Source organism: Actinocorallia libanotica (genome assembly GCF_039525175.1).
Lineage (GTDB): Bacteria > Actinomycetota > Actinomycetes > Streptosporangiales > Streptosporangiaceae > Actinocorallia > Actinocorallia libanotica.
In genome coordinates, this window is the sequence record NZ_BAAAHH010000027.1 from 42,727 (window position 1) to 57,150 (window position 14,424).

Annotated in this window: 11 protein-coding genes; 9 read left to right on the top strand and 2 right to left on the bottom strand. The window is 71.2% G+C overall.

The window, feature by feature from the left end; all coding sequences use genetic code 11:
- Nucleotides 1-152: 152 nt before the first annotated feature.
- Nucleotides 153-926 (top strand): ABC transporter ATP-binding protein, encoded by a 774-nt coding sequence (locus ABD140_RS27780; RefSeq protein WP_344243962.1) that lies wholly within the window; start codon nt 153-155, stop codon nt 924-926.
- Nucleotides 923-3,418, top strand: a complete 2,496-nt coding sequence (locus tag ABD140_RS27785; RefSeq protein ID WP_344243963.1) for an ABC transporter permease — start codon at nt 923-925, stop codon at nt 3,416-3,418. The genes ABD140_RS27780 and ABD140_RS27785 overlap by 4 nt, the downstream gene beginning before the upstream one ends.
- A gap of 749 nt (nt 3,419-4,167) precedes the next feature.
- Here ABD140_RS27785 and ABD140_RS27790 read toward each other — a convergent pair.
- Complete coding sequence (locus ABD140_RS27790) at nt 4,168-5,121, bottom strand: HAMP domain-containing sensor histidine kinase (RefSeq protein ID WP_344243964.1); 954 nt, start codon at nt 5,119-5,121, stop codon at nt 4,168-4,170.
- A gap of 951 nt (nt 5,122-6,072) precedes the next feature.
- On the opposite strand from ABD140_RS27790, the gene ABD140_RS27795 reads away from it, so the two are divergent.
- On the top strand, nt 6,073-6,603 hold the full coding sequence (locus tag ABD140_RS27795; RefSeq protein WP_344243965.1) for an SPFH domain-containing protein: 531 nt from the start codon (nt 6,073-6,075) through the stop codon (nt 6,601-6,603).
- On the top strand, nt 6,594-6,863 hold the full coding sequence (locus tag ABD140_RS27800) for a cation:proton antiporter regulatory subunit (RefSeq protein ID WP_344243966.1): 270 nt from the start codon (nt 6,594-6,596) through the stop codon (nt 6,861-6,863). The genes ABD140_RS27795 and ABD140_RS27800 overlap by 10 nt, the downstream gene beginning before the upstream one ends.
- Nucleotides 6,864-7,421: 558 nt before the next feature.
- On the opposite strand, the gene ABD140_RS27805 is transcribed toward ABD140_RS27800, so the two are convergent.
- Nucleotides 7,422-8,582: a site-2 protease family protein gene (locus ABD140_RS27805; protein WP_344243967.1), complete on the bottom strand. Its 1,161-nt coding sequence runs from the start codon at nt 8,580-8,582 to the stop codon at nt 7,422-7,424.
- 167 nt (nt 8,583-8,749) lie between these two features.
- On the opposite strand from ABD140_RS27805, the gene ABD140_RS27810 reads away from it, so the two are divergent.
- The 5 genes from ABD140_RS27810 to ABD140_RS27830 all read left to right on the top strand — a co-directional run bounded on the left by ABD140_RS27810 (nt 8,750) and on the right by ABD140_RS27830 (nt 14,121).
- Nucleotides 8,750-10,000: an ABC transporter substrate-binding protein gene (locus tag ABD140_RS27810; RefSeq protein ID WP_344243968.1), complete on the top strand. Its 1,251-nt coding sequence runs from the start codon at nt 8,750-8,752 to the stop codon at nt 9,998-10,000.
- Nucleotides 9,997-11,094: a carbohydrate ABC transporter permease gene (locus ABD140_RS27815; protein ID WP_344243969.1), complete on the top strand. Its 1,098-nt coding sequence runs from the start codon at nt 9,997-9,999 to the stop codon at nt 11,092-11,094. The genes ABD140_RS27810 and ABD140_RS27815 overlap by 4 nt, the downstream gene beginning before the upstream one ends.
- Nucleotides 11,091-11,717, top strand: a complete 627-nt coding sequence (locus tag ABD140_RS27820) for a hypothetical protein (RefSeq protein WP_344243970.1) — start codon at nt 11,091-11,093, stop codon at nt 11,715-11,717. Before ABD140_RS27815 ends, ABD140_RS27820 begins: the two co-directional genes overlap by 4 nt.
- A 112-nt stretch (nt 11,718-11,829) precedes the next feature.
- On the top strand, nt 11,830-12,624 hold the full coding sequence (locus ABD140_RS27825; protein WP_344243971.1) for a carbohydrate ABC transporter permease: 795 nt from the start codon (nt 11,830-11,832) through the stop codon (nt 12,622-12,624).
- A gap of 342 nt (nt 12,625-12,966) precedes the next feature.
- The gene (locus ABD140_RS27830; RefSeq protein WP_344243972.1) at nt 12,967-14,121 is read left to right on the top strand and encodes an ABC transporter ATP-binding protein; all 1,155 of its coding nucleotides are present in this window, start codon (nt 12,967-12,969) and stop codon (nt 14,119-14,121) included.
- Nucleotides 14,122-14,424 lie beyond the last annotated feature (303 nt).

Here is a 14,424-nt window from a genome sequence, read left to right on the forward strand (position 1 = left end):
CACAGGTCGTAGCGCGGCGGGATGACCGCGCCCTGGAAGATCCCCCGCAGGGCGCACGGGCCGGAGACCTGAGCGCGATGGCAGCGGACCCGCCCGTCTCTAGCGTCGTTCACGTCCTGATTTCTCTCTCCGACCTCGTAGAGGAGCCAGCCGTGACCGGCATCGCCTCCAGCCCTCCCGTCCGGGAGCCGAGCCCGCCCGCGCCCGTGGTCGCGGCCGTCGACGTCGTCAAGACCTACGGGCGCGGCGACGCGGTGGTGCACGCGCTGCGCGGCGTGAACATCGGCTTCGCGCGCGGCGGCTTCACCGCGATCATGGGCCCGTCGGGCTCCGGCAAGTCCACGCTCATGCACTGCCTCGCCGGGCTCGACACCGTCACCTCCGGCTCGGTGCTGCTCGGCGGCGCCGACCTCACCCGGCTCGACGACCGGAAGCTGACGCTGATGCGCCGCGAGCGCATCGGGTTCATCTTCCAGAGCTTCAACCTGGTGCCCACGCTCACGGCGCGGCAGAACATCCTGTTCCCGCTGGAACTGGCCGGCCGCACGCCCGAGGCGCCGTGGTTCGACCGGATCGTCGACGTCCTGGGGCTGCGGGAGCGGCTGGACCACCGCCCGTCGGAGCTGTCGGGCGGCCAGCAGCAGCGGGTGGCGTGCGCGCGGGCGCTGCTGTCCCGGCCCGAGGTGATCTTCGCCGACGAGCCGACCGGGAACCTGGACTCGGTGACCGGCCGGGAGGTGCTGGAACTGCTGCGCCGCTCGGTCCGCGACCTGGGCCAGACCATCGTCATGGTCACCCACGACCCGGTCGCCGCCGCGTTCGCCGACCGCGTCGTCTTCCTGCGGGACGGCCTGATCGTCGACGAGCAGCTCCGCCCGACCGCCGACGGGGTGCTGGACCGGCTCAAGCGGCTGGAGAACGCATGATCAGGATCGTTCTGTCGCGGCTGGGCGCCCAGCGCGGCCGGCTGCTGCTCACCGTGGTGGCCGTCGTCCTCGGCGTGGGCTTCATCAGCGGGACGTTCGCGCTCGGCGACCTGATGCGCGCCGGTTTCGCCCGGGAGTTCGCCGCCTCCGCCGACAAGGTCGACGTGGCGGTGCTGCCGAAGGGAGACGGCGAGAGGCTTCCCGCCGGGATGCTGGAGAAGATCCGCGCGCTGCCGGGAGTGACCGACGCGCGGGGCCTCGTCCGCGCCGAGGCGCCGCTGCTGGGCAGGGACGGGCGCACCCACGGGCACGTGCCGACCCAGGGGTTCTCGCTGCCGACCGACGGGCCGCTGCGGCGCTACACCGTGCTGGAGGGCCGGGTCCCGGCGGCGCCGGACGAGGCGGTGCTGAACGAGAGCCTGGCGGAGGACACCGGGTTCCGGCCCGGCGAGAGCATCCAGGTGCTCGACGCCAAGGAGCGCAGGCACACCTTCCGGCTGGTCGGCGTCGTCGACGTCGGCATCGACGCGGAGCTCACCTCGCGCGGCGGGGTGGGATTCCTCGCGGAGACCGCCGTCCGCATGACCGGGCAGAAGGACTACGTCGAGATCGACGTCGCGGGCTCGGTGACGCCCGCGCAGGTCGGCGCGGCGATCGGCGGCACCGGACACGAAGTGGTCACCGGGGAGGAGCTGAGCAGCCGGCTGTCCTCGGAGGCCGGAGCCGACATCACGATGATCACCACCGGGCTGCTGGCCTTCGGGTTGATCTCGCTGCTGGTCGCCGGGCTGGTCATCGCCAACACGTTCACGATCCTGGTGGCGCAGCGGGCGAAGGAACTGGCACTGCTGCGCTGCCTGGGCGCCACCCGGCGGCAGGTCTTCGGCGCGGTCGTCGTCGAGGCGGCGCTGGTCGGGCTGGTCGGCTCGCTCGTCGGCCTGGCCGTGGGACTCGCGCTGGCCGCCGGCGGGGCCGCGGCGGTGAACGCCCTGGGCATGGACGTCCCGGTGGAGGTCTCGCTCAGCCTCCGGACGGTCGCCATCGCGCTGTCCGTCGGACTGGTCATGACGGTGCTGTCCGCGCTGCCGCCCGGCTTCCGCGCGACGAAGGTGGCGCCGCTGGCCGCGCTGCGCACCGAACCCGAGCCGGGTGAGCGCGCCTTCCGGCTGGGGCGTGCCCGCTGGGCGCTCGCCGCGCCTTCCGCCGTCGGAGGCCTGGCGCTGACCGTCATCGGGATGCGCATGGAACCGGGGGAGACCGCGATGTTCACCGTCGCGGGCGGCGGGGCGCTGACGTTCCTCGCGGTCGTCGCGCTGATGCCGCTGCTGGTGCGGGCGTTCGGCCTCCCCACGGGCGGCCGGCTCGGCCGGAGGCTGGGACTGCCGGGGCGGCTGGCCGTCCAGAACGTGCGGCGGTCCCCGCGCCGCACCGCGGCCACGACCGTCGCGCTGACCGTCGGCGTCGGCCTGATGAGCCTCTTCGCCGTGGTGGGCGCCAGCAGCAAGGCGACCGCCGACCAGAAGATGTTCGAGCAGTTCCCCATCGACTACCGGCTGCACACCGGGGTGACCGGACGCACGATCCCGCGGGGGGTCGCCGACGGGCTGCGCGAGCGGGACGACCTGTTCTCCGCGGTCACCTCGATCCGCTCCGTCGACGCGGAGTTCGGCGCGAACGAGCGGATGGTGGCGTCCATGACGCAGGGGTCGCTGGGCATCGTGGCCAAACCGGAGATGAAGCACGGCTCCCTGGAGGACCTGCGGCCGGGCACCGTCATGATCAGCGAGGGGTACGCCCTGCGCGACGGGCTCGCCATGGGGGACGCGGTGCCGCTGAAGACGGAGCACGGCACGGTGCGGGTGACCGTCTCGGTCGTCTACGCCGGGGAGGCGGGCATGCTCCCCGACATCCTCCTCCCCGAAGCGGACTTCACCCGCTACTTCGGACAGGTCGAGGACCTCGACGTCTACGTCAACCTCCAGAAGGGCGTCCCGGTCTCCGAGGCCAACGACGTCATCGACACCGCGGTCGCGGACCACCCCCGAGTCCAGGTCTCCACGGGCGCCGCGATGAAGGCCGAGTTCGCCAAGGCCATCGACATGCTCATCGGCATCTTCGCGGGCCTGCTCGGCCTGGCGATCATCATCGCCCTGTTCGGCATCGTCAACACCCTCACCCTCTCGGTGGTCGAACGGACCCGCGAGTCGGCGCTGCTGCGCGCCCTGGGCGTCAGCCGAAGGCAGCTGCGCGGCATGCTCTCCGCCGAAGCCGTGATCATGTCCCTGCTCGGCGCGGTCACCGGCGTCCTGCTCGGCACCGTCTTCGGCTGGGCCGCCACCCGCTCCCTCTTCACCAGCTTCGTCTTCGCCCTCCCCTACGGGCAGATCCTCCTCTACCTCGCCCTGGCGGTGGTCGCCGGCCTGCTCGCCGCCGTCCTCCCCGCCCGCCGAGCCGCCCACGCCCCCATCGTGGAGTCCCTCTCGGCGGACTGACCCGCTCTCCAGCACTTTCCACGCACACCACTCAGGAGCCCGAAGACCCCGGACGCCCCTACGGGGCGGTCGGGGTCTTGGGTCGTTGAGGTCGTGTGGATGGTTTTGCGGTCGTTCGGTGTGGGGTTGTGCGGGGGTGTCCGGGGTCTTGGGCTGCCGAGGTCGTGTGGGTGGTTTTGTGGTCGTTGGGCGTGGGGCCGTGTGGGGCGGTCGGGGTCTTGGGTCGTTGAGGTCGTGCGGATGGTTTTGTGGTCGTTCGGTGTGGGGTTGTGCGGGGTGGTTGGGGTCTTGGGCCACCGAGGCCGTGCGGATGGCTTTGTGGTCGTTCGGCGTGGAGCCGTGCGGGGTGGTTGGGGCCTTGGACCACCCAGGTCGTGCGGATGGCTTTGCGGCGTTTGGGGCGTGGGGATGTTCGGGGTGGTTGGGACCTCGGGCCGTCGAGGCCGTGCGGATGGCTTTGTGGCCGTTCGGCGTGGGGCCGTGCGGGGCGGTCGGAGGAACTGGGCGCTTCTGCGAGGCGGCTGCGTACTGATCCGGTGATCTTGCGTTGTTCGGTGCAGGGATCTTCGGGGAGGCCGAGGGGAGCTGGGAGCCTTCATGGGGCGTCCGCTGATCGGGGACTTGAAGTAGGGCTGTGCGGGTGGTCGGGGGTGGGCCTCCTCACGGGAGCGTTCGATGCTCGGGAGCGCGGCGCCGAGGTGGTGAGGCGACCTTGATCTTCGGTGTCCGCCGCACTGGTGTTCGGACGGTCAGGTGAGTTCGGGCGGCTCCGTGAGGGCGCCTGCCGGGTGGGGGTTTCGGGCGTTGTCGATCGGGACGGCCAGGCGGACCCGGGTGCCTCCGCAGGGGCGTCCGGTGATCGAGAGCTTGGCGCCTATCAGCAGCGCGCGCTCACGCATGCCGAGGATGCCCGAACCGTCCTTCTCCGGCGGGCCGCAGCCGTCGTCGGTGACCTCCAGGACGATCTGGCCGGGCCCGCGGGCGAGGGTCAGCCGGGCGCGGGAGGCGCGGGAGTGGCGGGCGACATTGGTGAGACCCTCTTGGGCGATCCGGTAGATCACGAGTTCGGTGTCCGGGTCGAGGTCCGGAGGGTTCTCCAGGTTCTTGGACAGCTCCAGGCCCTCCACGTTCTCGAACTCCGTGACGAGGGCGGCCAGGGCGCTGGGCAGGCCCAGGTCCTCCAGCACCCCCGGCCGCAGCCGCCGCGCCACCCCGCGCACCTCGTCCAGGCAGCCGCGGACGTTCTCGCGGACCATCCGCATCTCCTCGGTGAGCTCCGCGGGAACCCGGTCCACCACCCGTTTGAGCTGGAGCAGCACCACGGTCAGACTCTGCCCGATCTCATCGTGTAGCTCCCGCGCGATGCGCTGCCGCTCGGCCTCCTGCGCGGCCAGCACCCGGGCGGTGCTGCTGCTGCGGTCGGCTTCGAGCCGGTCGAGCATGGCGTTGAAAGTGGCGACCAGATGCCCGAGATCACCGTTGCCGCCGGTTTCCATCCTGTCCCCCGAACGCAGTGAGTCGACCCGTTCCATCAGTGCGGTCAGCCCGTCCAGGGGCGCGAGCCCGGCCCGCAGCAGGAACGCGGTGGCGGTGACCATGAGCGCCAGCCCCACCGTCAGCACCGGCAGCTCGGTGGCCAGAACGGGCGATGAGACGGTGGCGGGAGACAGGGCCAGCACCGTGGTCCCCACCGCGAAGATCAACCCGTTGATCGTGAGCAACCGCCAAAAAAGGCGATTGACCGGGCTCCCCTGCAGGTTCCCCGCCTGAATTCTCCGTGCCGTCATACCGTCCAGGGTGTCCCGAGAGCAGGCCTTTTGTCGATGAGGGGCACCCCCCAACGCCGCCGGGGAACACTCCGCACAACGACGAAAACGACCCACACGGCGAAGGAGCGTCCCCCACTGCGGTGGGGCGGTCTACGCGACGGGAGGGCCTGTCCGCACGGCCGTAGGGCCCGCTCGTGCCGGGCTGGGAAGGCTCACGCGGGCGGTGGGTGATCGTGCAGCAGTAGGACTCGTCTGTGCCGGGGTGGAGAGGGTCTACGCAGGTGGTGGGTGATCGTGCGGCAGTAGGGCCTGTCTGTGCCGGGGTGGGGAGGGTCTACGCAGGTGGTGGGTGATCGTGCGGCCGGTAGGGCTCGTCTGTGCCGGGATGGGAGGGCCCACGCAGGTGGAGGGTGATCGTGCAGCAGTAGGGCTCGTCTGTGTTGGGTGGGGAGGGCCCGCGCGGGTGGTGGGTTAGGGCCCGTTCGTGCCGGGGTGGGGACGGTTCACGCGGGTGGTGGGTGATCGTGCGGCAGCAGGGCCCCTCTGTGCCGGGTGGGGAGGGCCCGCGCGGGTGGTGGGTGATCGCACGGCGGTAGAGGACGGTTCATGCAGAGAGGGGACGGTCCGCACGGGAACGGTGATGGCTCGCGCGGTGGGGGGCTCGCATGGCGGTGGGGTGATCTGGGCGATGGTGGGCCGCGCGGCGTGGGGGGCGTCCGTGCTGGGGCGGGTGTGCGGTGGTGGGAGGCGGTCCGCGCTGGGATGGGGGGTGGTCCGCATCGGGGTGGGGGGCGGTCCGCTCGAGGTTGGGGGTCGATCCGGATGCACATTTTCTCGATGAGCGGCGAACCTGGAGGAGGAGCGCTAAACCGGAGGGAGGTTGCGATGTCCAACGAACCCGACTATTTGACCGGTTCCTTGGTGGGCGGCGTCCTGTTCGTGCTGCTCGCCTTGGCCGCGGCGGTCTGGCGGGTCGGTCCCGACGAGCGGCTGGTCGTCCGCCGCTCCGGGCGGATCCGCGCGGTCATAGGACCGGGCCTGCGCTTCGTCCTGCCCGTCCTCGACCGCGCCACCCGGGTGCCGATCCGCCCCCTCCAGGCGGAGCTGTGGTGCCGGGGCGTCACCCGCGACGGAGCGCCCGTCCTGATCAGGGGCCGAGCCGCCTTCCGGGTGAGCGACCCCGACCGGTACGCCGCCGCCCCCGACGAGGCGCTGGAACTGGCCTGCCGTGCGGCGGAGGACGTCCTGCGCCGGTCCGCCGGGACCCCCGCCCCGGCCGCCGCCCGCGACCTCGCCGCGGCGGTGCCCGAGACCGCCGGCCTGACCGCCACCGACCTGGAGCCCCTCGCTGCGGCGATCCCCCTGCCGGAGCGGCATTCCCCACACCCGACACCCGAGGAGGGACCTTGGAGCTGACCCACAGCACCCTGCCCGGCTACGGCCACATCCACCACGCCCGCACCCGCGACGGCCACCTCCTGAGCGTCACCGTCGGCCGAGACGGCCACCGCGAGCTGGCCTTCTACCCCGACGAGGAGACCGACACCCCCCTCCAGACCATCCGCCTCGACCAAGACGAAGCCGACATCCTGGCCGACCTCCTGCACACCGAGCCCTTCGCCGACCGCCTGGCCGCCCTCGAACGCGAGGTGGCCCGCCTGGCCGCCCGCCCCTGACCCGGCCCCATCCTGCTCCGCCCCGGGGGCGAGTCGACGTGTACCGACCACCTTGGAATGCGAGACGGCGTGCTTGGCGGCCAGGCCGGCAACGACCGCCTGGCCGCCCGCCCCCGACCCGGCTGCGGACACCCCGACGAGGCGAGCCCACGCGTTCGGCCGACTGGAAACGCGGGGAGACGCACCCGGCCGTCCAGGCCGGGCGTTGACCGCTTGGCCGTTCTGGAAGAGGAGGCGGTGTGCTGGCTACCGGGCCGGTTACCGACTGCTTGGCCGTCCTGGAAGGCGAGGTGGCGTGCTGGCTACCGGGCCGGGTACCGGCCGCCTGGTCGTCTTGGAAGGTGAGGTGGCGTGCTGGCTACCAGGCCGGGTACCGACCGCCTGGCCGCCTTGGCCGCCTTGGAGCGTGAGGCGGCGTACCGGCCGACCGGGTCGAGCATCGATCGTTCGGCTATTTCGGACGGGCGGCGGGTCGGTTCGGTCGGCTTGTGTTCGGTGCCGATCGCTTGGCCACCTTGGAGTTGGGGGGCGCTCGGCGGTCTGAGGCCGGTGTCGTGGTCAATCCGGGCCTTTCTCGGGGGGTCTGCTTTCGCCGGAGGGGCGGAGGAGCAGGCCGCGGCGGTAGACGGCGGACAGGTCGGCGGTGGTGATCATGCCGAGGACGCGGGGGCCGTCGGTGATCACCGCGACCAGTTCGCGTCCCACCGGAGGGGTGGTGAGGAGTTCGGCGGCGGGGGCGTCGGGAGCCAGGACGTTGCGGTCGGGGAGGGCGGTCATGTGGTCGCGGACCCGGGTGGCGTACCGCTCCTCGGGGAGGGCGGCCAGTGCGTCGGCGTGGACGACGCCGACCGGGACGCCCGCCACGTCCACGACGGGGAAGACGTTCTGGCGGGAGAAGGCGACGGTCTCACGGAGGAAGGAGCCGACCTCCTGCCAGTCGGGGGCCAGGACGGGAGCGGGAGCCATGACCTCGCCGACCCGCACGTCCCGCAGGGCGTCGCGGACGAGGCGGGCGGTCCCCTCGGCCCTGGCGGAGATCATGAGGAACCAGCCGATCAGCATCGTCCACAGGCCCGCGCCCGACCGGGTGAAGATCAGCTGGAAGGCGCCGAGGAACACCAGCGCCAGACCGACGGAGCGGCCCGCCCGGGCGGCGGCCAGGTCGGCGCGCGTCAGGTCGTGGTAGCGCCGCCACAGGATCGCGCGCAGCACCCTGCCGCCGTCCAGAGGCGCGCCGGGCAGCAGGTTGAACACGCCCAGCAGCACGTTCATCAGCGCCAGCCACGCCAGCGGCTGGGCCAGCAGCACCGGGGCGTCCAAGGCCCACGCGACGGCGGTCGCGACGCCGAACAGCACGCCCAGCGCGAAACTGGCCAGCGGGCCCGCCGCGGCGATCGCCAGGTCGGCCTGCGGGGTGGGCGCCTCGTCCTCCAGCTCCGACACCCCGCCGAGCATCCACAACGTGATCGAGCGCACCCGTACGCCCCGCCGCAGCGCGACCAGGCTGTGCGCGAGCTCGTGCACCAGCAGGCAGGCGAAGAACACCAGGGCGACCGGGATGGCGATCGCCCAGTAGACCGAGGCGGGGCGGCCCGCCTCGGCCCGGGGCAGCACCCCGGTGGCGAGGATCAGCCCGACCAGCCCCACGATGAGCAGGGCCGACCACTGGGCGCCGATCCGGATGCCGGAGACCCTGCCCAGGGGGAGGACCTTGCTCATCGCCTTCACCGCCCGTCTTTTCGATCACGGCGCGTCTCCTTCCATCATGCGCCGATCGTGTCACCGACCACAGGGGCGAAGGTCACTCTCGGTGAAGTTGTGGAAAACGTATCCGCTCGAACACCCTCGGTAATAATGAGGGAGTGGGCGAGCGCGGGAAACGGAGCGTGCCGCCGGGACGAAGGTTCCTGGCGGTGGCGCTCGTGCTGCTCGTGGCGGTGCTTCCGGCCGGATGCGGCGGTGAGGACGGCGGAGGGGCCCCGGTCGTCAACCTCTACAACGCGCCGCAGCAGAACCTCATCCGCATCGTCGAACGCTGCAACGGCCTGGCGAAGGGCGCCTACCGGATCGTGCTCAACACACTGCCGCGCGGAGCCGACGACCAGCGAGAGCAGCTCGTCCGGAGGCTGGCCGCCGAAGACCCCGGGCTGGACGTTCTCGGCCTGGACGTCACCTGGACGGCGGAGCTGGCCGAGGCGGCGTGGATCCGGGAATGGACGGGGGAGTACGCGAGACGGGCCGCGGAAGGCGCACTCGAACAGCCTCTCGGCACCGCGCGATGGCGGGGAAAGCTGTACGCGGCTCCCTACAACACCAACGTCCAGCTTCTCTGGTACCGCGCGGACCTGATCCCCGAGCCGCCGACCACCTGGTCCGGGCTGTCGGAGGCCTCCGCCCGGCTCGCCGCCGCGGGGAAGCCCCACTACGGCGAGGTCACGGGTGCCCAGTACGAGGGCATCGTCGTCTGGTTCAACAGCCTGGTCGCCTCGGCCGGCGGCCGGATCCTCAGCCCCGACGGCGAGCGCGTCGAACTCGGGCCGCCCGCCCTGCAGGCCCTGCGGACGATGCGGGACTTCGCCCGGTCCCCGGCGGCGGACCCCTCACTGTCCAACACCCGCGAGGACGACGCCCGGCTGGCCGTCGAGTCGGGGCGCGCCGCCTACGAGGTCAACTGGCCGTACGTCCACGCCTCCATGGCCGCCAACCGCCCGGATCTCGTCCGGCACTTCAAGTGGGCGCACTACCCCGGCATCACCGGAACCGGGCGCTCCCCGCTCGGCGGCGCCAACTTCGCCGTCAGCCGCTACTCCGAGCACCCCGACGAGTCGTTCCAGGCCGCCCTCTGCCTGCGCGACCCCGAAAGCCAGCGCCTGGCCGCCACCCTGGACGGCCTCCCCCCGACCATCGCATCCGTCTACCAGGCCGAGGGCATGGCCGAGGCCTACCCCATGCGCGACGCCATCCTCCAGGCCGTCGAGACGTCCGCCCCCCGCCCGCAGACCCCGACCTACCAGAACGTCTCCACCGTCACGGCCGTCACCCTCTCGCCGCCGTCCTCGATCGACCCCCCGAAGACGCTCGCCAGGCTGCGCTCCCTCATCGGGGACGCCCTCCAGAGCCGAGGAGTGCTGCCGTGAGCGACCACACCGGCGAGGGGAAGCAGGCAGAGCAGCCCGGCAAGGGAAAGCAGGTGGAGCGGCGGCCAGGGGAGAAGGAGAGGCGGGTGGGGCGGCTCAGTGAAGGGGAGCGGGCGGGGCGGTGGCCCGGCGAGGGAAAGCAGGTGGAGCGACGGTTCGGCGAGGGGAAGCAGGTAAGGCGGAGGCCGGGGGAGAAGGAGAGGCGGGTGGGGCGGCTCAGTGAAGGGGAGCGGGCGGAGCGGCGGCTCGCCTGGTGGTTGTGCGCGCCCGCGGTGCTGTTCATGGCGGTGGTGACGGCCTGGCCGATCCTCTACTCGGTGCTGCTGTCGTTCCAGCGGTACGACCTGCGCTTTCCCGGTCGGCGGGAGTGGATCGGGTCGGACAACTACGCCACGGTCCTGGGCAGTGGGTTCTGGTGGAACGCGGTGGGGGTCACGCTGCTGATCACCGTGGTGAGCGTGCTCATCGAGCTGGTGCTGGGAATGGCGCTGGCACTGGTCATGTACCGGACCCTCGTGGGCCGCGGCCTCGTCCGCACGGTCGTGCTCATCCCCTACGGGATCGTCACCGTGGCGGCCGCCTTCGGCTGGAAGTACGCCTGGACGCCGGGCACCGGCTGGCTGGCCGCTCTCCTGCCGCCCGGCCAGGCCCCCCTCACCGAGCACTGGCCCGCCATCGCGATCATCATCCTGGCCGAGGTCTGGAAGACCACCCCGTTCATGGCCCTCCTGCTCATGGCAGGCCTGGCCCTGGTACCCGAGGACGCCCTGCGGGCCGCGGAACTGGACGGCGCGAACGCCCGGCAGCGCCTCACGATGGTCACCCTGCCCCTGATGCGCCCCGTGATCCTGGCCGCCCTGCTCTTTCGCACCCTGGACGCCTTCCGCATCTTCGACAACATCTACGTCCTCACCAACGGCGCCCAGGGCACCGGCTCCGTCTCGATCACCGCCTACCACAACCTGATCAGCGGCCTGAACCTCGGCATCGGCTCCACCATGTCCGTCCTGATCTTCCTCATCACCGCCCTCATCGCCCTCCTCTTCGTCCGAGGACTGGGCGCCGGCTCCCCATCCGGAGGCCGCCGCCGATGACCACCTGCGCAGAGAAGGCCAACGACCGACCGGGAAGAACAGCCGTCGACGAGCAGACGAGTCCCGGTGACGGCGGCTATCCGAGGGAGATGGCGCCGGCGGGACGGATCGTACGAACGGGACCGGCGGCTGGTCGAGAGGCGGCTGTCCGGGAGACGGCTGGCCGGGAGGCGGATGTTCGGGAAGCGGTTGGCCGGGAGGAGGAGGCCAGTGATCGACCGGGAAGAACAGCCGTCGACGAGCAGACGAGTCCCGGTGACAGCGGCCATCTGAAGGAGATGGCGCCGGCGGGACGGATCGTACGAACGGGATCGGCGGCTGACCGGGAAGTGGTTGTTCGGGAGGTGGTTGGTCGGGAAGCGGCTGGTCGGGAGGAGGCCAGCGAACGACCGGGAAGAACAGCCGTCGACGAGCAGACGAGTCCCGGTGACAGCGGCCATCCGAGGGAGATGGCGCCGACAGGACGGATCGTACGAACGGATCGGCGGTTGGCCGGGAGGCGGCTGTCCGGAGACGGCTGGTTGGGAAGCGGCTGGTCGGAAAGAGGAGGCTGTCGGCGGGTGGGGGCGGTGCTGGTCGGGTCAGGGGAGAGAGTGGCTGAAAGGGGAGCGGCAGGGCGGTGACAGTGGGGTTGGGAGGAGGGCGGTGCTGGGGCGGGCGCAGGAAGGCGGCTCTGGTGGCGGGTAGAGGGAGGGGGTGGTGATGGCGGGGAGTTCGCGGGGGGTTCGGTGGGCGTTGGTCGATCTGCTCGTGTTGCTGTACGCGCTGGTGCCGGTGGTGTGGCTCGTCTCGCTGTCGGTCAAGACGCCGGGCGCCGTCGCGGACGGCTCCTTCGTGCCGCGTGAGTGGACCTGGCGGAACTACCGGAGCATCTTCGCCAATGATGAGTTCCTGCGGGGGCTGGTCAATTCGCTGGGGATCGGGCTCATCTCCACGCTGATCGCGGTGGTGATCGGCACGATGGCCGCCTATGCGATCGCCAGGCTGCGGTTTCCCGGTCGTTCGGTGATCTTGGGGGTCTCGTTGTTGATCGCGATGTTCCCGCAGATCTCGCTGGTGACCCCGCTGTTCCAGATCGAGCGGGCGCTGGGTCTGTTCAACACCTGGCCGGGGCTGATCCTGCCGTACGTCACCTTCGCGCTGCCGCTGACGATCTACACCTTGAGCAATTTCTTCGAGGAGATCCCGTGGGAGCTGGAGAAGGCGGCGAAGATGGACGGCGCCACCCCGCTGCAGGCCTTTCGCCTGGTCATCGTGCCGCTGGCCGCGCCCGGCGTGGTGACCGCCGCGATCCTGGCGTTCATCGTCTGCTGGAACGACTTCCTGTTCGCGATCTCACTGACCTCCTCCAGCACGGCGCGGACGGCGCCCGCGGCGATCTCGTTCTTCACGGGCGCCTCGCAGTTCGAGGATCCGACCGGATCCATCGCCGCCGCGGCCGTGGTCATCACGATCCCGATCGTGATCTTCGTGTTGTTCTTCCAGCGCCGGATCGTCTCTGGCCTGACCTCCGGCGCGGTGAAGGGGTGAGCAGCAGCAGCGGCGGCGGTGAAGGGGCGAGTGGCGGCAGCGGTGCAGGGGTGAGCAGCAGCGCAAGGGTGAACGGCAGAGCGGGGGTGAGCGGCAGCGCAAGGGTGAGTAGCAGCGGTGGTGCGGGGTGAGCGGTGGCGGTGCGGGGTGAGCGGTGGCGGTGAAGGGGTGAGCAGCGGCGGCGGTGCAGGGACAGGTCGTGGCCGGGGTTCAGGGGCGGTCGGCGGGCGGGGTGAGCGGGTGGCCGGAGGGCGACTGGTGGCGGGGACGGGGGAGCGGCGAGAGGTTCCGGGGTGGAGTGAGGCGCAGGGGCAGGCGGCGGCCGAGGTGGGGGAGTAGTCAGTGGCTGAGATCGTGCTCGATGGGGTGAGCAAGCGTTTTCCCGACGGCACCGTTGCCGTGGCGGAGCTCGACCTGACCGTTGCGGACGGGGAGTTCGTCATCCTCGTGGGTCCGTCGGGTTGCGGGAAGTCCACCACGCTCAACATGATCGCCGGGCTGGAGGACATCACGGACGGTGAGCTGCGCATCGGTGGGGAGCGCGTCAACGAGCGTTCGCCGCGGGATCGGGACATCGCGATGGTCTTCCAGTCCTATGCGCTGTACCCGCACATGACCGTCCGGCAGAACATCGGCTTTCCGCTGAGGCTCGCACGGATGGACAAGGCGCGGGCGAACGCGAAGATCGAGGAGGCCGCCGGCATCCTCGATCTGACGGACCTCCTGGACCGCCGGCCCGCGCATCTCTCCGGCGGCCAGCGTCAGCGCGTCGCGATGGGCCGCGCGATCGTCCGCGATCCTCGCGCCTTTCTCATGGACGAGCCCCTGTCGAACCTCGACGCCAAGCTCCGCGTCCAGATGCGCACCATGATCTCCCGTCTGCAGAACCGCCTGGGCACCACCACCGTCTACGTCACCCATGACCAGACCGAGGCGATGACCCTCGGAGACCGCATAGTTCTCATGAAGGACGGCGTGGTCCAGCAGGTCGGTCCTCCCGAGGGCCTCTACGACCGTCCCCGCAACCTCTTCGTCGCGGGCTTCATCGGCTCCCCGGGGATGAATCTGCTTCCCGCCGAGTTCACTCCTGAAGGTCTCCGCACCCCTCTGGGCCTCGTCCCGCCCACCTCCCGCATCACCGAGGCCCTGCGAAACGGCCCGCCCCGCGAGGCCACCGCGGGTCTCCGTCCCGAAGCCTTCGAAGACGCCCGCCTTCCCCGGCAGGAGACCGCTCAGCTCCCCGCCTTCACCGCCCGCGCCGACATAGTGGAGTCCCTGGGCCCCGAGAAATACGCCTACCTGACCCTGGCCTCCGCCCGCTCCGACGGCGTCCCGGGCACCGCCGCCCCCGACGCCCGCGCCCCCGTCCCGCTCGTCGCCCGCCTCGACGCCAAGTCCCCCGTCCGAGAGGGAGAACTCCTCGAACTCACCTACGACCCCACCCAAATCCACCTTTTCCATCCCGAAACCGGCACCAACCTCATCGCTTCGCCTTGATCCCGCCTCGCCCCGGCCCTGCCCGCCCGCCCGCCCGAGTCCGGTCTCGATGCCCGCCCCGGCGACGGCCTGTTCCGGCTTCAGGCCGTCAAGACGTGTATCGGTTTGTTCCGGCTTCGGGTCGTGCGAACGCGTATCGGCCTGTTCCGGCTTCGGGTCGTGCGAACGCGTATCGGCCTGTTCCGGCTTCGGGTCGTGCGAACGCGTATCAGCCTGTTCCGGCTTCAGGCCGTCAAGACGTGTATCGGTTTGTTCCGACTTCGGGCCGTGCGAACGCGTATCAGCCTGTCCCGGCTTCAGGAC

Coding starts and splice junctions, on each gene's coding strand:
- ABD140_RS27785 (WP_344243963.1), top strand. CDS start 923: ATGATCAGGATCGTTCTGTCGCGGCTGGGCGCCCAGCGCGGCCGGCTG.
- ABD140_RS27795 (WP_344243965.1), top strand. CDS start 6,073: ATGTCCAACGAACCCGACTATTTGACCGGTTCCTTGGTGGGCGGCGTC.
- ABD140_RS27805 (WP_344243967.1), bottom strand. CDS start 8,582: ATGAGCAAGGTCCTCCCCCTGGGCAGGGTCTCCGGCATCCGGATCGGC.
- ABD140_RS27820 (WP_344243970.1), top strand. CDS start 11,091: ATGACCACCTGCGCAGAGAAGGCCAACGACCGACCGGGAAGAACAGCC.